At 72.0% G+C, this 19,599-nt stretch carries 17 protein-coding genes; 8 read left to right on the forward strand and 9 right to left on the reverse strand.

Annotated features, from left to right (window positions below):
* The first annotated feature begins 46 nt into the window (after window positions 1-46).
* The 4 genes from ACIG87_RS25365 (at window position 47) to ACIG87_RS25380 (ending at window position 3,917) form a co-directional block, all read left to right on the forward strand.
* The gene (locus tag ACIG87_RS25365) at window positions 47-871 is read left to right on the forward strand and encodes a hypothetical protein (protein ID WP_396853798.1); all 825 of its coding nucleotides are present in this window, start codon (window positions 47-49) and stop codon (window positions 869-871) included.
* A gap of 188 nt (window positions 872-1,059) precedes the next feature.
* Window positions 1,060-1,713, forward strand: a complete 654-nt coding sequence (locus ACIG87_RS25370; protein WP_396853800.1) for an HAD family hydrolase — start codon at window positions 1,060-1,062, stop codon at window positions 1,711-1,713.
* A gap of 41 nt (window positions 1,714-1,754) precedes the next feature.
* Entirely contained in the window at window positions 1,755-2,891 is a 1,137-nt protein-coding gene (locus tag ACIG87_RS25375) for a glutathione-independent formaldehyde dehydrogenase (RefSeq protein WP_396853771.1), read from the forward strand.
* A 12-nt stretch (window positions 2,892-2,903) separates the two neighbouring features.
* Window positions 2,904-3,917, forward strand: a complete 1,014-nt coding sequence (locus tag ACIG87_RS25380) for an NADPH:quinone reductase (protein WP_396853772.1) — start codon at window positions 2,904-2,906, stop codon at window positions 3,915-3,917.
* Window positions 3,918-4,095: 178 nt separating this feature from the next.
* Here ACIG87_RS25380 and ACIG87_RS25385 read toward each other — a convergent pair whose 3' ends face one another.
* The gene (locus ACIG87_RS25385) at window positions 4,096-5,745 is read right to left on the reverse strand and encodes a fatty acid--CoA ligase (protein WP_396853774.1); all 1,650 of its coding nucleotides are present in this window, start codon (window positions 5,743-5,745) and stop codon (window positions 4,096-4,098) included.
* 85 nt (window positions 5,746-5,830) lie between these two features.
* Between ACIG87_RS25385 and ACIG87_RS25390 the strand changes: the two genes are divergently transcribed.
* Window positions 5,831-6,322, forward strand: coding sequence for an NUDIX domain-containing protein (locus tag ACIG87_RS25390; protein WP_396853776.1), 492 nt, complete (start codon window positions 5,831-5,833; stop codon window positions 6,320-6,322).
* 140 nt (window positions 6,323-6,462) lie between these two features.
* Here the strand turns inward: ACIG87_RS25390 and ACIG87_RS25395 are convergent, their stop codons facing one another.
* Both ACIG87_RS25395 and ACIG87_RS25400 read right to left on the reverse strand, forming a co-directional pair.
* Complete coding sequence (locus ACIG87_RS25395) at window positions 6,463-8,136, reverse strand: MDR family MFS transporter (RefSeq protein ID WP_396853778.1); 1,674 nt, start codon at window positions 8,134-8,136, stop codon at window positions 6,463-6,465.
* A gap of 120 nt (window positions 8,137-8,256) precedes the next feature.
* Window positions 8,257-8,805: a type 1 glutamine amidotransferase domain-containing protein gene (locus tag ACIG87_RS25400; RefSeq protein WP_396853779.1), complete on the reverse strand. Its 549-nt coding sequence runs from the start codon at window positions 8,803-8,805 to the stop codon at window positions 8,257-8,259.
* A gap of 160 nt (window positions 8,806-8,965) precedes the next feature.
* On the opposite strand from ACIG87_RS25400, the gene rfaE2 reads away from it, so the two are divergent.
* Both rfaE2 and ACIG87_RS25410 read left to right on the forward strand, forming a co-directional pair.
* The gene (rfaE2, locus tag ACIG87_RS25405; protein WP_396853780.1) at window positions 8,966-10,813 is read left to right on the forward strand and encodes a D-glycero-beta-D-manno-heptose 1-phosphate adenylyltransferase; all 1,848 of its coding nucleotides are present in this window, start codon (window positions 8,966-8,968) and stop codon (window positions 10,811-10,813) included.
* Window positions 10,810-11,682 (forward strand): glycosyltransferase family 2 protein, encoded by an 873-nt coding sequence (locus tag ACIG87_RS25410; protein WP_396853782.1) that lies wholly within the window; start codon window positions 10,810-10,812, stop codon window positions 11,680-11,682. The genes rfaE2 and ACIG87_RS25410 overlap by 4 nt, the downstream gene beginning before the upstream one ends.
* A gap of 76 nt (window positions 11,683-11,758) precedes the next feature.
* On the opposite strand, the gene ACIG87_RS25415 is transcribed toward ACIG87_RS25410, so the two are convergent.
* Genes ACIG87_RS25415 through ACIG87_RS25425 form a run of 3 tightly spaced genes read right to left on the reverse strand, consistent with a single transcriptional unit; the run spans window position 11,759 to window position 13,947 of the window.
* Window positions 11,759-12,895 carry a glycosyltransferase family 9 protein gene (locus ACIG87_RS25415; protein WP_396853784.1) on the reverse strand — a complete coding sequence of 379 codons (1,137 nt, stop codon included), beginning with the start codon at window positions 12,893-12,895 and terminating at the stop codon, window positions 11,759-11,761.
* A 6-nt stretch (window positions 12,896-12,901) separates the two neighbouring features.
* Complete coding sequence (locus ACIG87_RS25420; protein WP_396853801.1) at window positions 12,902-13,390, reverse strand: Hsp20/alpha crystallin family protein; 489 nt, start codon at window positions 13,388-13,390, stop codon at window positions 12,902-12,904.
* Window positions 13,391-13,440: 50 nt separating this feature from the next.
* Window positions 13,441-13,947 carry a DUF2231 domain-containing protein gene (locus ACIG87_RS25425; RefSeq protein WP_396853785.1) on the reverse strand — a complete coding sequence of 169 codons (507 nt, stop codon included), beginning with the start codon at window positions 13,945-13,947 and terminating at the stop codon, window positions 13,441-13,443.
* A 152-nt stretch (window positions 13,948-14,099) separates the two neighbouring features.
* Between ACIG87_RS25425 and ACIG87_RS25430 the strand changes: the two genes are divergently transcribed.
* A complete protein-coding gene (locus ACIG87_RS25430) occupies window positions 14,100-14,720 on the forward strand; it encodes a pyridoxamine 5'-phosphate oxidase family protein (protein WP_396853787.1) in 621 nt (206 codons plus the stop codon).
* Window positions 14,721-14,725: 5 nt separating this feature from the next.
* Here the strand turns inward: ACIG87_RS25430 and ACIG87_RS25435 are convergent, their stop codons facing one another.
* From ACIG87_RS25435 to ACIG87_RS25445, 3 genes are all read right to left on the reverse strand, one after another.
* On the reverse strand, window positions 14,726-15,313 hold the full coding sequence (locus ACIG87_RS25435; protein ID WP_396853789.1) for an HAD family hydrolase: 588 nt from the start codon (window positions 15,311-15,313) through the stop codon (window positions 14,726-14,728).
* A gap of 107 nt (window positions 15,314-15,420) precedes the next feature.
* On the reverse strand, window positions 15,421-15,609 hold the full coding sequence (locus tag ACIG87_RS25440; protein ID WP_396853791.1) for a hypothetical protein: 189 nt from the start codon (window positions 15,607-15,609) through the stop codon (window positions 15,421-15,423).
* A gap of 176 nt (window positions 15,610-15,785) precedes the next feature.
* Entirely contained in the window at window positions 15,786-19,481 is a 3,696-nt protein-coding gene (locus tag ACIG87_RS25445; RefSeq protein ID WP_396853793.1) for a DEAD/DEAH box helicase, read from the reverse strand.
* Window positions 19,482-19,599 lie beyond the last annotated feature (118 nt).

The raw sequence follows: 19,599 nt of genomic DNA on the forward strand, positions 1-19,599 counted from the left end.
GGTGTGCGTGCCGGCGCTGGACGTTCCCGGGCGGACCGCCCGGCTGATGTGGACGCACATCGAACCCCTGCACGCGATCACCTATTTCCATCCCCGGGCCCGCGCCGCCCATGAGGCGATCGGGCTGCGCGGCTACTGGCGGGGCTACTTCGCCGGCCGCGCCGCCCCGCTCGGCCCGGTCGACGCCGCCCCGGTGATCGCGGCCTTCTTCACCTTCGCCCCGCCGATGGTGCGCCGCGCGCTGCCGGCGGTGTGGCAGCTGGCCACCCCCGAGGAGGCGTTGCGCGCCCGGCTCACCGGGGCCGTGCAGGCGCTTGCCGAACTCACCTACGAGCTGCCCGAGGCGCACCTGGCCGAGGCCGCCGAACTGTTGGAGACGGCGGCCACCGGGGCCGACACCGCCGGCCGCGTGCTCGGCGCGGCCAACGCCGCCCTGCCGCGCGGCGACTACCCGTTGGCCCGGCTCTGGCAGGCCGCCACCACGCTGCGCGAGCATCGGGGTGACGGGCACGTGGCCGCCCTGGTCGCCGCCGGTCTCGACCCGGTCGAGACGTTGGCCTTCCGGGTCGCCGGGGACATGCCGGCGCAGCACCTGCTCGGCCGTGGCTGGACGGAGGAGCAGTGGGCCGACGCCCGGACCAGGCTGGTCGCCCGAGGGTGGCTGACCACCGACGGCGTGCCCACCGACGCGGGGCGGGGCGGCCTCCGGGCCGTCGAGGACGCCACCGACCGCGCCGCCACCCGCCCCTGGCAGGCCCTCGGCCCGGACCGCACCGACCGCCTCCGTGAGCTCCTCGACCCGATCGCCCGCGCCTGCCACACCACCATCCCCCCAGGCAACCCCATCGGCCTCCCCACCCTCCCCACCTGACCCCCACCCCCACCCCCACCCCCCCCTGCTGCCCTCCCCCTCCCCCCACCCCCGACAGGCCCCGGTGATCAAGAGGTTTGTGTCATCCGGAGGCCGGATTCTGACGTAACTCTCTTGATCACCGGGTGCCGTGGGGTGGGAGGGGGAGGGGGGAGGGGGAGGGAGGGGGAGGGGAGGATGGGGGGGTGATGGTGGATGCGGTGGTGTTCGACCTGGATGGCGTGATCGTGGACTCGGAGCCGGTGTGGAAGGAGGTGCGGCGGGCGTACGTGGCGGCGCGGGGCGGCACCTGGCAGCCCGACACCCAGCGTCGGCTGATGGGGATGAGCACCGGCGAGTGGGCCGAGTACCTCAGCGGTGAGCTGGGCGTCGACCGGAGCGCCGAGCAGGTCGCCGGCGACGTGGTCGAGGAGATGGCCCGGCGGTACGCGGTGCGCGTACCGCTGATCGACGACGCCGACCGGGTGGTACGCCGGTTGGCCGCGCGGTGGCCGCTGGGTCTGGCCAGTTCCTCGCCGACCCGGCTGATCGCGGCGGCGCTGGCCGCCGCGGACCTCACCGACGCGTTCCGGGTGACCCTGTCGACCGAGCAGACCGCTCGGGGCAAGCCCGCGCCCGACGTGTACCTGACCGTCGCCGAACGGCTCGGGGTCGACCCGGCCCGGTGTGCCGCCGTGGAGGACTCCTCCAACGGGGTCCGTTCGGCAGCCGCCGCCGGGATGCGGGTGATCGCGGTGCCGCACGGGTCGTACCCGCTGGACCCGGACGCGGCGGAGCTGGCCGCCGTGGTGCTCTCCTCGGTGCACGACCTCACCCCGGGGGTGGTGGACGGGCTCGGCTGAACCGCCTCCGCGACCCGGCCGGCCCGCCTAGCGTCGGGAGCATGAGAGCTGTGGTGTACCAGGGGCCGCGCGAGGTGGCCGTCAACGAGGTCGAGGACCCGCGCATCGAGCACCCCGACGACGTGGTCGTGCAGGTCACCACGACCGCGATCTGCGGCTCGGACCTGCACATGTACGAGGGGCGCACGCTCGCCGAGCCGGGCATCGTCTTCGGCCACGAGAACATGGGCACCGTGGTCGAGGCCGGGACCGGGGTACGCCGGATCAGGGTCGGCGACCGGGTGTCGATGCCGTTCAACGTGGCGTGCGGGTTCTGCCGCAACTGTCGGGAGCAGAAGACCGGCTTCTGCCTCACCGTCAACCCCGGCTTCGCCGGTGGCGCGTACGGGTACGTGGCGATGGGCCCGTACCGGGGTGGGCAGGCCGAGTACCTGCGGGTGCCGTACGCCGACTTCAACTGCCTGAAGCTGCCACCCGGCACCGAGCACGAGAACGACTACGCGATGCTCGCCGACATCTTCCCCACCGGCTACCACGGGGTGGCGATGACCGGGCTGCGACCCGGCGAGAACATCACCGTGATGGGCGGCGGGCCGGTCGGGCTGATGGCCGCGTACTCGGCGATCCTGATGGGTGCCGCCGAGGTGTTCCTGGTGGACAAGGTGTCGGACCGGCTGCGGCTGGCCGAGTCGATCGGCGCGGTCCCGGTCGACTTCTCGAAGGGGGATCCGGTCGCGCAGATCCTCGACCGGACCGACGGGACGGGCACCGACCACGGGGTCGACGCGGTCGGCTACCAGGCCACCGGGGCGGGCGGTGTGGAGCATCCGGCCGCGGTGCTGAACAGCCTCGTCGAGGTGGTCCGGGCGACCGGCGCGATCGGTGTGGTCGGCCTCTACCTGGCCCACGACCCGGGTGCCCCGGACGAGCACTCCGGCCGGGGCGAACTGCTGTTCAAGGTCGGCAAGTTCTTCGAGAAGGGCCTGCGGATGGGAACCGGGCAGGCCAACGTGAAGACCTACAACGAGTACCTACGGAACCTGATCATGTCGGGACGGGCCGAGCCGAGCTTCGTGGTGAGCAAGGAGTTGCCGCTGGACGCGGCACCGGAGGCGTACCAACGTTTCGACCGCCGCGAGGAAGGCTACTCGAAGGTGGTGCTCAAACCGGCGGCCTGAGGAGACGGTTCGATGAAGACGATCGTGTACGAGCGCACCGGTGACCCGTCGGTGCTCCAACTGGTCGACCGGCCGGTGCCCGAGCCGGGCCCGGGAGAGGTGCTGGTCCGGGTGGCGGTGGCCGGGGTGAACCCGACCGACTGGAAGAGCCGTCGACAGCAGCCGTTACCGGCCGGTTGGCAGACGCCGGGGCAGGACGGCGCGGGGGTGGTGGAGGCGGTCGGCGCGGGGGTCGACCGGGACCTGACCGGTGAGCGGGTGTGGATCTGGGAGGCCGCCTGGCAACGCCCCTGGGGCACCGCCGCCGAGTACACGGTGGTGCCGGTCCGACAGGTGGTGCCGCTCGGGGACGCCTCGTTCGACCTCGGCGCGTGCCTGGGCATTCCGTTCCTCACCGCGCACCGCTGCCTGACCGTCGGCGAATACGTGCCGGACAGGCTGCACGCCGGGGCGCTCAGCGACCACGTGGTGCTGGTGCAGGGCGGGGCGGGCGCGGTCGGCAACGCGGCGATCCAGTTGGCCCGCTGGGCCGACGCCTGCGTCATCGCGACGGTGAGCAGCCCGGAGAAGGCCCAGCTCGCGGCGGCGGCGGGAGCCTCCTTCGTGATCAACTATCGGGAGCAGGACGTGGTCGAGGAGGTCCACAAGATCACGCCCGACGGGGTGCACACGATCGTCGAGGTCTCCGCCGCCCGCAACGCCGCCGCCGACGTGCAACTGCTGCGCCCCGGCGGGGCGGTCTGCGTGTACGCCGACGACGGTGGCGGTGAGCTGACCCTGCCGATCCGGCCGTTGATGGCACCGAACGCCCGCTGGCAGTTCGTGCTGGTCTACACGGAGCCGAAGGCCGCCAAGGCGCAGGCGCTCACCGACGTCGCGGCGGCGGTCGCCCAGGGGGCGGTACGGGTGGGCGAGGAGGCCGGCCTGCCGGTGCACCGCTATCCGTTGGCCCAGGCCGCCGCCGCCCACCAGGCGGTGGAGGACGCGGTGGTGGGGAAGGTCCTGATCGACGCCACCGCGGAGTAGTTCCGAGGACATTTCGCGATCACCCGGACAGAGGCGAGCAAGTTTCGCAACAATGACATTGCGGGTCGCCCGCGAGGAAGGGCGGCCCCGGCGCGGTGCGAACGCCGGGGCCGCCCCTGGGGAGGGATGTTTCAGGAGTGACGTCCCTACCCCATCGGCGACGAGACGCCGAAAAGTGTTACGGCCCCGCCAGCTCCCGTACCTCCAGGTCGCCGTCGGCGTACCGCGAACGCACCACCTTCTTGTCGAACTTGCCGACGCTGGTCTTCGGGACCGCGTCGATGACCGCCCAACGCTCCGGCACCTGCCAGTGTGCCACCGCGCCGGTGAGGAACGCACGGAGCTGCTCCACACTTGTCGACGCGCCCTCGCGGACCACCACGGTGGCCAGCGGACGCTCACCCCAGCGCTGGTCCGGCACCCCGACCACGCAGGCCTCCTGCACGTCCGGGTGGGCCATCAACGCGTTCTCCAGCTCCACCGAGGAGATCCACTCCCCGCCCGACTTGATCACGTCCTTGGCCCGGTCGGTGAGGGTGAGGAACCCGTCCGGCGAGAGCGTGCCGACGTCACCGGTCCGCAGCCAGCCGTCGCGGAACTTCTCGGCGTCCGGGGTGTCGTCGCCGACGTACCTGGCGGTCACCCACGGCCCGCGCACCTCCAACTCCCCCACGGACGTCCCGTCGGCGGGCAGCGGCTCGCCCAGCGGGCCGACGATCCGGGCGGCCACCCCGGCCGGAATCCGCCCCTGGGTGTAGCGGTAACGCCAGGCGTCGTCGCCGGTCGCGCCGGCCGGCGCCCGGGACACCGAACCCAGCGGGGACATCTCGGTCATCCCCCAGGCGTGGATCACCTCGATGCCGTGCCGCTCGGCGAACGCGTGCATCAGCGCCGGCGGGCAGGCCGAACCGCCGACGATCACCTCCTTCAGCGACGAGGTGTCCACGGTGTTGGCGTCCAGGTGGGCCAGCAGGTCGTTCCAGATGGTCGGCACCGCGCCGGCCAGGGTGGGCCGCTCGGCGGCGATCATCTCGGCGATCGGCGCGGCCTGGAGGAACCGGTCCGGCATGATCAGCGACGCGCCGGAGAGGAACGCCGCGTACGGCAGCCCCCATGACATCGCGTGGAACATCGGCACGATGGCCAGCTCCCGGTCGCCCGGCCCGAGCCCGAACCCCTCCGGCAGGCACACCTGGAGCGAGTGCAGGTAGATCGACCGGTGCGAGTAGGCGACGCCCTTGGGGTTGCCGGTGGTGCCGGAGGTGTAGCAGAGCGCGGCGGCGTCCCGCTCGTCCAGCTCCGGCCAGTCGTAGCGCTCGGGACGGCCGGCCAGCAGGTCGTCCCAGTGGTGGAAGGTGACCCGGTCACCGGCGACCGCCCGCAGCGGCTCGGGGTCTGCCCCGCCGACCACCACCACGTGCCGGACGCTGGTCAGCTCGCCGAGCACCCGGGCCAGCAGCGGGATCAGCGTCGAGTCGACAAGCACCACCCGGTCCTGCGCGTGGTTGGCGATGTAGGCGACCTGGTCGGGGAAGAGCCGGATGTTCAGTGTGTGCAGCACCGCGCCCATGCTCGGCACGGCGAAGTACGCCACCAGGTGCTCGTTGTTGTTCCACATGAAGGTGGCGACCCGCTCGTCGCCGGTCACCCCGCACTCGTCGCGCAGCGCGTGGGCGAGCCGGGCCGCCGTGCGACCCACCTCGGCGTACGACATCCGGCGGGGCTCCGCCCCGGTCCAGGTGACGACCTCGGCCGTGCCGTGCACCGTGACGCCGTGTTCGAGGATCCGGGCGACCTGGAGCGGGGCGTCCATCATCGTGCTACGCATGGGTGACAAGCTAGTGTCGCCGGTCACACGTTGGGAACCCCCGGAACCGCTGGGCCAGCGCCGGAATGCTGCGTAGATTGTCCGGATGAGTATCTCCTGGGCCGACTCGTACGTGGGCCAGCTGCGCGCCCTGGCCGGTGACCGGACGCTGATGTTCGTCGGCGCGCGGGCCGTGGTCCGCGACAACGCCGGGCGGGTGCTGCTGATCCGGCGCTCGGACAACGGCCAGTGGGCGCTGCCGGCGGGCGCGATGGAACTCGGCGAGTCGATCGCCGACTGCGCGGTCCGCGAGGTCCGTGAGGAGACCGGGCTACGCGCCCTGCGGGTCAGCGCCTTCGCCCTCTACACGGGCCCGGAACACATCAACACCAACATGTACGGCCACACCTACCAGATCTTCACCACGGCGTTCCGCGTCGAGGACTGGGACGGCGAACTGACAAGGGTCACCGACGAGACCACCGACGCCGCCTTCCTGCACCGGCACGAGTTCCCCGCCCCCCTCTCCCCCTCGGTCCCCCAAACCCTCGCCGACCTGGACGTCTTCGAACAAACCAACCGCCTAATCCTCAAATAACCCCCTCCCCTCCCCCTCCCCCGCCCCGCCCCTCGTCGCGTTGATCAAGAGGTTTGCGTCATCCGCCGCGTGCTCCTTGACGCAAACCTCTTGATCAACACGCACCGAGTGAGGAGGGCGGGAGGAGGTGGGGGAGGGGGTTAGAGCATGGTTTGGGATTTGGCGTTCATGTCGGTGGCGGCTTCTTCCTTGGTCTCCTTGGGTAGGGGCTTGCCGCCGGGGGCGGGGGCCTTGCCGCCGAGCGGGTCGACGCCGCCGGTGGCGCCCTGCGGGCCCGCGCCCCGGAGTTGGTCGTTCGGCAGGGCCAAGGTGACCAGCACGGCGACCAGGGCGATCAGGCCGGTGGTCAGGAACACCAGGTGCAGCGACTCGACGAAGGACGCCTGGATGGCCGCCCGGACCGGGCCGGGCAGCGCCAGGATGGTCGCCGGGTCGTTGATCGAGATGTCCGTGCCGCCCGCCGTCACCGCCGCCCGTTGCTCGGCCGGGAGCTGGGCGATCGCCGCCGGTAGCCGGTCGGCGAGCCCGCTGGCCAGCCGTGAGGAGAGCACCGCGCCCAGGATGGCCACCCCGAACGAGCCGCCCAGCGACCGGAAGAACGTCGCCGAGGAGGTCCCCGCGCCCAGGTCCCGGATGTCCACCGCGTTCTGCACGCCGAGGATCAACGACTGCATGCACAGGCCCAGCCCGACACCGATCACCACCATGTAGCCGAACGCCGCCCAGAGCGAGCTGTCCACCTCGAGCCGGGTGAACAGCAGCATGCCGACCACCAGCACCACCGAGCCGGCCACCGGGAACCACTTGTAGCGGCCGATCCGGCTCATCGCCCGGCCGGTGACGATCGAGGTGACGATGATGCCGGCCATCATCGGCAGCATCAGCAGGCCGCTGCGGGTGGGGGTGGCGCCCTTGACGATCTGGAGGTAGAGCGGGATGAAGATGATCGACCCGAACATCACCAGACCGAGCACGAAGCCGGCCGAGTTGGCCAACGCGAAGGTGGCGGAGCGGAACAGCCGCAACGGCAGGATCGGCTCGGCGACCCGGGCCTCCTGGAGCACGAACGCCACCCCGAGCACCGCGCCCGCCACGAACAGCCCGATGATCACCACGGAGCCCCAGGCGTAGGAGTTACCGCCCCAGCTCAGCGCCAGCAGCAGCGCGCTCACCCCGGCCACCAGCAGCCCCGCGCCCAGCCAGTCGACGGTGTGGTCCCGGCGCTCGAACGGGATCAACCGCAGCACGTGGTAGCAGACCACGATCGCCAGGATCGCCAGCGGCACGTTCAGGTAGAAGATCCACCGCCAGTTGGTCTCGGCGAAGTAGCCGCCGACCAGCGGCCCGGCCACCGAGGAGACCCCGAAGACCGCCCCGAAGAACCCCTGGTAGCGACCGCGCTCCCGGGGCGAGACCACGTCCGAGATGATGGTGAACGCCAGCGTCATCAGCCCACCCGCGCCGATGCCCTGCACCCCCCGGGTGACGATCAGCTGGGTCATGTTCTGGGACAACCCGGCCAGCAGCGAACCGAGCAGGAACGTACCGATCGAAAAGAGGAAGACCGGTCGTCGCCCGTACAGGTCGGCCATCTTGCCGTACAGCGGGGTGGAGGCGGTCGAGGCGAGCAGGTAGGCGGTCACCACCCACGAGTAGTGGTCGATCCCACCCAACTCGCCGACGATGGTGGGCAGCGCCGTACCGACGATGGTCTGGTCCAGCGCGGCCAGCAGCATGCCGGTCATCAGGCCGAACATCAGCAGGCGGAGCTGGCGGGCCCGGAGCACCGGGCGGCCGTGGGTCTGGGCGGTCATCCCGCCTTCTTTCCCGGATCGCCCCGAACATGCCTCCGGACCCCGAAAAACCCGTCCCGACCCCGACGAACACGCGGGTCGGCGACACCGCTCACCTGATCATCAGGGTCGGGCAGCGGGTCACTCTGCGGCGGCGAACCGTTCGACGATCGCCGCGCAGAAGGCCGGGAGGTCGTCGGGGTTGCGGCTGCTGACCAGGCCGCCGTCGGTCACCACCTGCTCGTCCACCCAGGTCGCGCCGGCGTTGGTGAGGTCGGTACGCAGGCTCGGCCAGCTCGTCATCCGGCGTCCCGACACCACGCCCGCCTCGATCAGCGTCCACGGGCCGTGGCAGATCACCCCGACCGGCTTGCCGGCGGCGAAGAACGCCTTGACGAACCGGACCGCGTCCGGGTCGGTACGCAGGAAGTCCGGGTTCGCCACCCCGCCGGGCAGCACCAGCGCGTCGTAGCCGTCGGCGTCCGCGTCGGCCGCCGTCACGTCCACGTCGTACGTCTTGCCCTGGTCGAGGTGGTTGAAGGACTGGATGGTGCCCGCTTCGAGCGACACCAGTTCGGCGGACGCCCCGGCGTTCTCGACCGCCTCGCGCGGCTGGACGTACTCGACCTCCTCCACGCCGTCGGTGGCGAGGAAGGCGATCCGCTTGCCCTGCAGTGTGGTCGTTGCCATGTCGGTTCTCTCCTCTCCGGTTACCTCTGGTCGGTTCCCGGTGCCGATCGCCCGAAACGTGACGGTGCTCGCCCGGTCACCGGGGACGGCCACCCCGCCACCGTCGCCGCCTGCCGGCGGACCAGGTTTGACCAGGTCGGGCCGGGGGACGCAGGTGGGCATGGCAGGAGCAGCAGCGGAACAGCGCCGGCTCGCCACCGTCGTGGAGAGCTGGGGGGAACGGGCCGTCCTCGTCGTCGGCGACGCCATGCTCGACGAGTGGCGCTTCGCCGAGTCGGAGCGGCTGTGCCGGGAGGCACCCGCGCCGATCCTCACCCTGCGTCGACGGATCACCGCCGCCGGTGGGGCCGCGAACACTGCGGTCAACGTCGCCACCCTCGGCGGACGGGCCCTGCTCGTCGCCCCGGTCGGCGCGGACGTGGCCGGCGACGAACTGCACGACTGCCTGGACCGGGCCGGGGTCTGGGACCGTACCGTCAGCGAGCCGCACCGGCCGACCCCGGTGAAGCGCCGGATGCTGGCCGGTAACCAGATCCTGCTCCGGGAGGACTCCGGAGACCCGGACGACCCGCTCGACGACGACGGCGTCGCCCGGCTGCTCACCGCACTGGGCTGCGCCACCGAGGAGCTGCGGGCGGTGGCCGGTGGGGCCGCGCCCACCCTGGTGGTCTGCGACTACGGCCTCGGCGCGCTACCCGCCCCGGTACGCGCCTGGCTGGTCGCCCACCGGCACCGTTACGCCACCGTCGCCCTGGACGCCCACGACCTGGCCGACTGGCGAGGGCTGAACCCGACGGTGGTCACCCCCAGCTTCGCCGAGGCGACCCGGCTGCTGGCCCGGGCCGCCGCCGGCTTCGGCGCACCGCCCGCCCCGGCCCGTACCGGCGGCCCCGGACTGCACCTGGACCACCCGCCGAGCGACCCGGCGGACGGGCCGTCGGAGCTGGTCGTCGGCACCGCCCCGGGTGGGGTCGGCCAGGCCCCCGCCGGCCCGACCGGCGAACCGACCCCCGGCGAGGGCCGGGTCGCGATGACCGGGGACGGGCTGAGCGTGACCGGTGCCGGGGTGACCGTCAACGCCACCGTCGGCGAGGGCGTCGACCGGGCCGAACTGGCGCAGGCGCGACTGGCCGAGCTGCGCGCGCACACCGGCGCGGACGTGGTCGCGGTGACCCTGGACACCGAGGGCGCGATCGTCGGCGGCGCGGACGGGGCACCCCGGCGCAGCCACAGCACCCCGGTACCGGCCAGCCACGCCGTCGGCGCGGGGGACGCGTACCTGGCGGCGATGACCCTCGCGCTGGCCGCCGAGGCGTCCCTGCCGACCGCCGCCCAGTTGGCCCAGCTCGCCGCCACCATCACCGTCTCCGACACCGGCACCTGTGTGTGCCGCCGGGAGGACCTGCTCGACGCGCTCGGTGGCGCACCCGGCGGCACCACCCACCCGACGCTGGTCGGCACCGGCGAGTTGGACGCCATCGTCGGCGACCATCGGCGGGCCGGCCGGTCCGTGGTCTTCACCAACGGCTGCTTCGACGTGCTGCACCCCGGTCACGTGCGCTACCTGGAACAGGCTCGGGCGCTCGGCGACCTGCTCGTGGTCGCGGTCAACTCCGACGCCAGCGTCCGCCGGCTCAAGGGCCCCGACCGGCCGGTCAACCCGATCGAGGACCGGATCACCCTGCTTGCCGCGCTGTCCTGCGTGGACCACGTGGTGGTCTTCGAGGAGGACTCGCCGGCCGACCTGATCGAGGCGGTCCGGCCCGACGTGTACGTCAAGGGCGGCGACTACCCGCCGGAGATGGTCCCGGAGGCACCGCTGGTGCGCCGGCTCGGCGGTCAGGTACGCACCCTCGGCTACGTGCCGGACCGGTCCACCTCGGCGATCATCGACCGGATCCGCGCCCAGGCCGCCGACACCGGCCCGGAGAACGCACCGACCACCGTCACCCCGAGCCCGAGCCCGACCCCGAGCCCGACCGCCGAGAGCATGGGCAGGACCACGTGAATCGACCGCTCGACCCCGGCACGTCCGAGGAGTTCCGCCAGCCCCGCCGGCTCGACGTGCTGATCCCCACCCGCAACCGGCCGGCCGAGCTGGCGGTCACCCTGGCCGGGCTGGCCGCCCAGGTCGGAGTGCCCGACTTCGGGGTGGTGGTCAGCGACCAGTCCGACGACGATCCGGCGTACGCGCACCCGGCGGCGGCCACCATGGTCCGGGCGTTGCGCCACCAGGGGCACCAGGTGCTGCTCACCCGGCGGCTGCCCCGGCGCGGGCTGGCCGAACACCGGGCGTACCTGCTGGACCGGTCGGTGGCCCGGTACGTGCTCTGCCTCGACGATGACGTCTGGCTGGAACCGGGCACCCTGGACCGGCTGGTCACCGCGATCGGGGAGCTGGGCTGCGGGTTCGTCGGCAACGCGGTGCACGGCCTGTCGTACGTCGACGACGTACGCCCCGAGACGCACGACCACTACGAGGAGTGGGACGGGCCGGTCGTCCCGGAGCGGATCCGCCCGGACACGCCGCAGTGGCAGCGGGCAGCCATCCACCCGGCCGCGAACCTGCTGCACGTACAGCAGAAGCTGAACCTGCCGCCGGGGGCCTGGCGGGCGTACAAGGTCTCCTGGATCGGCGGCTGCGTGCTCTACGACCGGGCGGCGCTCGTCGACTCGGGTGGCTTCGATTTCTGGCGGCGGGTGCCGGAGAACCACCAGGGCGAGGACGTCGCCGCCCAGCTCGCGGTGCTGGCCCGGTACGGCGGCGCGGGCGTGCTGCCCAGCGGCGCGTACCACCTGGAGTCGCCGACCACGGTCACCGAACGCACCGTCGAGGCGTGGGAGGTCGTCGTCGCCGACACCCCACAGCCGGCCTGAGCCCCACCGCCGGCCGGGCCCCCGCCGCCGCGTGACCGGCCCGAGCCGGCACCGCGACCGGCCCGAGCCCACACCGTCAGCCGGCGGCGGCCCCGCCCGCGCCCGGTTCCGGGCGCAGCAGGTCGGCGGCGGCTTCGAGCACCTCGGCCACCGGCACGTCGGCGACGAAGGAGTCCCGGTGCGGGCAGTTGCCGTCGCCGGGTCGGTGCGGATAGATCCCGGGCGTGCAGTCGACCCCGCAGACCGGGCAGCGCGTCGTCCAGGCGGCGATCGGGCGGTGCCGGGCGCGCAGCGGCGTCGCCCCGTTGATCATGTTGCCGACCCAGTAGACGCCCACCGTCGGGGTGCCCACCGCGCCGGCCAGGTGCAGCGGTCCGGTGTCGTTGGAGACCACCAGCCCGCACCCGGCGTACGCGGCGGCCAGCCCGCCGAGGCTGAGCGTGCCGACCTGCGGGCGGACCGGCACCCCGGCCGCCGCCACCACCTCGTCGACCACCGCCTGCTCGGCGGGGGTGCCGGTGACCAGCACCTCGTACCCGTCGCTGTGCAGCGCGCGGGCCACCTCGGCGAACCGCTGCGCCGGCCAGCGCCGCCGGGTGTCGGTCGCCCCGGGGTGCAGCGCCACCCGGGGACGCGCCGGCTCACCCAACACCGCCCGCGCCTCGGCCCGGTCGGCGTCGGTCACCGGGAGCGTCGGTACGACGGTGACGGCGGGTGCCCCGACCAGGGCCACCACCTCCAGGTAACGGATCACCTCGGGCTGGTAGTAGACGTACCGGAGCCAGCGGTCCAGCGGTGGGGCGTCCTCGGCGCGCAGTCCGGCGGTGACCCGGGCACCCAACCGGCTCATGATCGGGTTCGAGTTGGCCCCGCCCCCGTGCACCTGCAACGCCAGGTCGTAGCCCTCCCGGGCCGCGCCGGCCAGGAAGTCGTCCAGCGACCCGGACGCCTCGTCGGGACCGGATTCGCGGATGCCGGGGGCCGGCGGGACGACCAGCACCCGGTCCACCGGGCCCGGCCGGTCGCGCCACAGCGCCACGTGCCAGGGCGCGCCGAACAGCACGATCTCCGCCGCCGGGTACGCCGCCCGCAGCGAATCCAGGGCGGGCAGCAGGAAGACGAGGTCGCCGAGCGCGTTGGCCCGTAGCACGGCGATCCGGGCGACGTCGGGCACCCGCTCGCCCACCGGGCCGCCCAGTGCCGGGGTGACCATCGGGCCCTACGGCCGGTGGAAGGGGTCGACGGTGGTGTCGGGGTGGTGCAGCTCCCGGTCCGCCGCCGGGTCCACCCCGGTGGTCGTACCGCGACGGAGCGGACCGGGCGAATAGCCGGTGCGGCCGACGGTGATGGTGCGCGGCGCGGGCCGCTCCGCCCGGGGCAGGTGGACCCGGAGCAGGCCGTGGTCCATCACCGCGTCGATGGTGTCGGGGTCCACCCGGGACGGCAGGTCCACCCGGTACTCGAAGCCCCGCGTCTCGAAACCGCCGGGAATGCCCTGGTCGGCATTGACCTCGGCCTCCGACCGGGCCCGGACGCAGAGTTCCCGGTCGTCCAGCTCGACGGCGACCTCCTCCGGTGCCACCCCGGGCAGCCGGACGATCACCTCCCAGCCGTCGGCGACCTCGGTCAGCTCGACGTCCGGCGAGGCACCCCGGCCGCCACCGACCAGCCGGCTCAGCTCGGCACGCAACGACTGGAGCTCCCCCATCGGGCCCCAGCCCTGCTGGCGGCCCCGCCAGCCCCGGCCCGGCTGCTCGGTCACCGCGCCTCTCCCATCGGTCGGCGGGCCGCACCGGGCCGCAGTGAACTCGGGGCGTCCAGGCCGGCGTCCCGGTCGACCCCGACCCCCAACCGGTCGACCAGCTCCCCGCCGAGCCAGGCGCTGACGCCGAGGATGGCCACCCCGACCACCTCGATGGCGATCAGCGCGCCGCCGGACGCCCGGGAGTCGGCGTTCAACCGGACCGCCCAGACGGCGGCGAAGAGCAGGATCACCGCGACGTTCGCCGCCGCGTGGGTGAGCGCCACCCGTTTCGCCCGGGTGCCGGCCGGGATGGCCAGCAGGTCGAACGCGCCGGCCGCCGCGGCCAGCAGGCCGCCGACCAGACCGACGGTGATGTTCCAGTACGCGACCTCGGCGAGGAAGTCGGGGCCGCCGACGGTGTCGACGATGTCGAAGAGGGTGCCGGTGACCAGTAGCGCGACCGGGAACATCACCAGCATCGGGTGCACCGGGTGCCCGAGCACCTTCAGTCGGCTCTCCATCGCGGTCCTCCACTGCTTCGCGTCCAGGGGCAGGGTGAGCCGGTACCCCACGGTCGCCGGGGGCAGCCCTGCTCGCCGTGCCCGCCTAGGCTGACGGACGGCGGCCGGTGCGCACCGCCCGCCACCGAGATCAACGGATGGGGGAGGCGGACGTGACGGAGGAGATCACCTCGCACGAGGAGTTACGCGAGCTGCTGGGGGCACCCAGTGCCCGGGCGGTGGCCAAGGAACGCGCCGTGCTGCACGAACGGGACCGGCAGTGGTTGGCGGCCTCGCCGTTCTGCCTGGTCGCCACGGCCGGCGCGGACGGCAGCTGTGACGTCTCGCCCAAGGGCGACCCGGCCGGCTTCGCGCTGGTGCTCGACGACCGGACGATCGCGCTACCGGAGCGGCCGGGCAATCGGCGGGCCGACGGCTACCGCAACATCCTCGCCAACCCACACCTCGGGTTGATCTTCCTGATCCCGGGCCGGACGGACACCCTGCGGATCAACGGCCGGGCGAAGCTGGTGCGCGACGCGCCCTACTTCGACGACATGCTGGTTCAGGGGCACCGGCCGGTGCTCGCCGTCGAGGTGACCGTCGAGCAGATCTTCTACCACTGTACGAAGGCGTTCCTCCGCTCCGAGCTGTGGCAGCCGGAGACCTGGCAGCCGGACGTGCTGCCGTCCCGGGCCCGGCTGATCAAGGAGGTGGAGTCGCCGGCGGAGAGCCTGGCCGACCTGGAACACCGCTACGGCCCGGCGTACGCACAGAACCTCTACCGGGGCTGAGCCGGTCAGCGTTGCCAGGGCGGTGGGACGCGTACCGAGGCCATACCCGCCGCCGTCGCCGCCGCGACGCCCAGGTCGGTGTCCTCGAAGACCAGGCAGTGTTCCGGCGGTACGTCGAGCAGCCGGGCCGCCATCAGGTAGCACTCCGGGTCCGGCTTGGCCCGCGCGTAGTCCTCGGCGCAGACCAGCACGTCGAACCGGTCGAGCAGGCCGAGCGCGCTGAGCGAGGCGGTCACCGACTCACGGGTGCTGCCGGAGACCACGGCGAACGGCACCCGCCGGTGCGCCCGCTCGATGTGCGCCAGCACCCCCGGTACGGCGGTGAGCTGCGGCAGGAAGCTCTGGTAGGCGTCCTCCCGGCGACGGGCCACCACGTCGACCGGCATGGCCAGCCCGTGCCGCGCGTTGAGGTCGACGACGATGTCGGCCACCGGTCGGCCGCCCCAGGCGTAGAAGAGGTCCTCGGGCAGGTCGCAGCCCCACTCGTCGAGCGCGGACCGCCAGGCCAGGTGGTGCACCGGCATGGAGTCGACGATCGTGCCGTCGCAGTCGAAGAGGTAGGCCCGGAAGTCACCGGGCGGCAGGGGCAGCACCCGGCCAGGATAGCCACACCGGGGCGTGCTGGCGCAGGTACGTGCCCTGCCGGGGCACAGACGTGGGTGCGGGTAGGCCGAGCCCACCCGCACCCCACTGTGAACCCTTACCGGGCCCCACCCTTCGACGTCCAGACCAGCAGCGTCACCGCGTGCACCAGGACCGTCAGGCTCAGGACGATCGCGACGAGGCCCTGTGCGTTCGGATCCAGTTCTCCCGCAGTGACCAGAAAGGTCAGCGCGGTGTCGCCGACAGTGACTCCCGCCACCAGGACTTTGGTGGTTTGATTGCTCATGAGCGTCCTCCGGGACGTTCCGGAACGACCGCCGCCTCTGACCTCTCCAAGCTGGACGCGGCGGTCGTTCTCCCCTTCGAGCCCCCGGTCGGGGGCCTACTCCCTTGATGAAGGACGCACGGGTCGCATGACAAGCACGTCGCGCAGTCGGTCGACGCAGCAGGGTCGCACGATGTTCAGGCGGACGTCAGGACGACCGAGACCCGGCCACACTCCGCCGCGAAACTCGTGAACACGGCCTCCGCCATCGGCGTGCCCGAGTCCTGACCGGCCCGCAGGGAGCGGTTCAACAGGGCCAGAAGGCTGTCGATGCCGGTCAGGACGATCCGTCCCGGCACGAGCACCGATTGGGCGTAGGACCTCGCCCGGTCGGTCATCCCGCCGAGGCACAACAGGGCGCGGGCCTCTTCCCCGCTACCTTCGTCGACGAGCATCTGCTGGACGACCGCGCTGGTGACGCGCTCGGTGGCGACGATCAGCGTGCCGGTCTGGCCGGTGGGCAGCCGGAACTGCACGCGGTCCGTCATGGCCTGCACCCAGAGGTGGTACCGCTCCAAAAGACCGGTCAGGAGGTCGACCACCTCCGGCAGGTCCTCCGCCAGACTGAAGTCCGTGAAGTAGTCGCCGTAGGAAGGCGCGTCAGAATCGTCGGCAACCGGCTTCTCACTCAGTCCGATGGGAAGCCGGGCCTGCAGTGGCTGCTGCCGGCGCTCGGCGGCGTCCAGTGCGGCGCGGGCGGCTTCGATCTCCGCCTCGGTCAACCCCAGCTGGGTCGTTGTCAGGAGGTCCCGTAGCTCCTCGGGCTCTTCGTCAGCCGGCAGGGTGATCAACCGTTCGCGGTGCAACGCCTCCACGTGCAGGTCGAGAAGCGGAGTGAGCCATGCCGGGACGCCTGACCACATCGCCTCGGCAAGCGGACGCAGCCGCTGGGTGCGTGAGCCCGCGTTCCGGTGCCGCGCGTAGTGGTCTGCAGCGCCCAGGACGTTGCTCACCTGGTCGCACAACTGCTCGACGTCGGCGAGGTGCAGCTCGACCCGGCGCACCTCGGTGGTGACGCGGTGTCGACGCCGACGCCGCTCACGCTCGTAGCGGGTGCCGGCTTCCACCCGTCCTTTGATCTCTGCGAACGGCACGCCGTGCCGCCAGAGATAGGCTACGAACGCACGCAGCACCACATTCACGTCGCGCAACCCTTCCGAGTTGCGCAGCAGGCCGACCACGGCGCTGTCCTCGCTGTGTCCCTGATCGGCCAGGACGGACTCCGGGAGGGGTCTGAGCACAGCGTTCGGGTCGCGCTGCCGCAGTTCCCGAAGCAACTGCTCCTCGGCGGCGAGCCGGGCCTCGCGTCCCTCGGCGCAGAGGGGCGCGATGAGACGGCCGACCGACTTGATCGTCTCCTGTTCGAGTTCGCCGTGCGTCCAATCCGGCTCCCATGGCGACATCGAGATCCAGTTGAGCCGCCGCACCGACGCGCTGGTGGCCGCGACGGCGATCAGGTCCAGATCGCTCGCACCACGGACGGCCAGGTCGGCGAGCTGTTCCAGAACGGGGGCCGTCGGCAGCGGCAGATTGTTGACAGCGATCGCCACACCCAGCGGTGACGCCTTCCACCCATGGGCGTCCAGCTTGGCGACCAGCCCTCTCTTCATCAGCCCCTGCAGGATGTCCTCGGCCCGGGGCAAATCTGCCGAGGTCAGATCCGCCAGCAGGGTGGCGCCGATGACCTTCTGCGCCCGGGCGGTGTGCTCCGTCAGAGGTTGGCTCCGGCCCCGTGCCGTCATGTCCTGAAGCACGAGCGACGCCATGTCGTCACTGGTCATCCGGCTCGCCACCTCGGTACCGCCGTGCCGGGGAAGCACGAAGTGCTGCCAGAGACCCTCGACGGTGCTGAGCGTCGTCGCGTCCAGCTCGTCGTTCGGGCGAAGTTTGCGGTGCAGGTAGTCGGCGTCCTCCGTGAGCACCCACGCGTCACCGCTCTTGCTCAACCCGAGCCGGCCCGCTCGCCCGATGCGGTTCTTGACGTCTCCCAGCCCCAGCGAACGGAGTTCCCCGGCAGGCCCGCCGGTGCTGACCGTGGAACTGGCGAGAACGACCACGTCCACGGGAAGGTTCAAGCCGACACTGAGCGTGTCGGTCGTCACCAGCACCCGCAGCAGGCCGCCCCGGAACTCGTCCTGGACGAGTTCCCGCAGCGGACGAGTGAGCTGCCGGGTGTGATACGCGCAGCCGGTCATCAATGCGGTCTCGACGTCCTTGCGGGCGCCGTGCGCGGCGGTGCGGCTCAACCGCTGGCGTCGCTCCTCGGCCACCTCGGTGTCCAGCGACTCGTCGCGGTACCGACCGAACCGCCAAGGGTTGTTCCGGGTACGCCGGACAGGACCGAACTCCCGGTCCATCGCCGCCTGAATCGCCGCGGCCAGCGAGAAGGCGCTGGTCCGCGACCGGGTGTACACCAACACGCGGAGTTCGGGATTCTCCTTGAGCTTGTGCACGACCACCGCCGGCGCCAACACGTTTCCGCCGCTTCGAGCGCGGTCGAGGATCGAGCGTGACGCGCTGCCGTCCCTCGCCCAGTCCGACAACATCTGGGACTTCAGGTCCAGCTGCGCCTCTTCGATCTCGCTGTTGCCGCCACCGCCGTCCCCACCGTCCCCACCGTCCCCGTCGTCCCTGACGGCGCTGGTGTCCCGCAACTTGCGCCACATGAAACCGTCGTAGGCGCGGACGTCAAGGGACACCGGGCGCTCGGAGGTGTGCCGGTGGCGTTCCTGGTCGACGTCGAGCCACTCGGCGAGCCGCGCCCGGCTCTCCTGGGACAACACCGCGCTGATGCCGACGATGGGTAGCTTCGGGTAGTTCAGCCGCACCTTGGTCAGCATCGACTCGAGCCTCGGGCCACGTCCTTCGTCGTCGAGGTACTGCAACTCGTCAACGATCAGGACGCCGCAGCCGCGCAGAGGATCCTGTCCGCTGCTGAGGTACGCGTCGAGCGTCTCGTAGATCATGACCGCGACCTCGTACCGGCCCGAGGCCAGATCCTCGACGTTCTCGGGATAGTCACGGCTTCCCCCGAGCACCCGGAACTGCAGGCCGGCGTCCGCGAACCAGCCGGTCAACTCGTTGACGACGTCACCGACGAGCGCCTTGAGCGGCAGGGCGATGACCGCCCGGCGATTGCGGTGGCCGAGTTGCCGCCGGCCGACCACATATCCTGCCGCGAGTTGACCCAGTAGCGACTTGCCGCTGCCGGTGACTGCGCTGAGTAGCAGGTTCTCGCCCGATCCCATGGCCCTGGCCAGGACCGGAATGGTCTCGGCCTGATAGGTCGTCAGCTGCGGCGTACCGGTGTACCGGGCCAGCCGCCGCCGGGTGGCGGCGGCCAGAGTCGGCGGGAGCATCTGGTCGAGGATGCTGAGCGAATCGACCTGACCGCTCTGCTGTGGCACGGCCTCGATCGCACTGCCTATCCGCCTGACGATCTCTCGGGCGGCGAGTTGCTCGCCCTGCGAGCCCTTGGACCCCGCCCGGGTCCGACGCAAAGCCCAGTCCTTACGGCTCTTGTAACTGTCCTCGTTGGGATAGATACCCCGATTCGGTGGGTACGCAGCGCTTCCCACCGAGGCTCGGCCGTCGAGCCCAGCGAGCACCAGCTCGTACCAGCACCAGACAGACTCCTGCATGATCCGCAGGTCGGTGTCGGACGAGTTCGGCCGGAAGCCGAACTCCTCCGCCATCTCCGTCAGGACGCCAGCGATGAGCGCGTGCAGCAGATGCCCGTTGACAGCAGCACCGTCGGCCTCCTGCCATGCCTTCTCGAAGTCGGCGACGCGCTCCGGGTGACGCTTGAGCAGCGCGGCCCGTCCCCGCAGCACGCTTGGGTGCTTCTCGGTGACGCCTGAGTGGGTGATTCGAGAGCGTTCGTCCAGTGTGGGTTTGTAGACGGTCTGAGGGCCGGGCCCTCGCCAGCGGGTCGTCGGTGAATGGCGTAAA

Origin of the sequence: Micromonospora sp. NPDC051925, from assembly GCF_044548625.1 — a bacterium.
In the GTDB taxonomy this organism is placed as follows: domain Bacteria; phylum Actinomycetota; class Actinomycetes; order Mycobacteriales; family Micromonosporaceae; genus Micromonospora.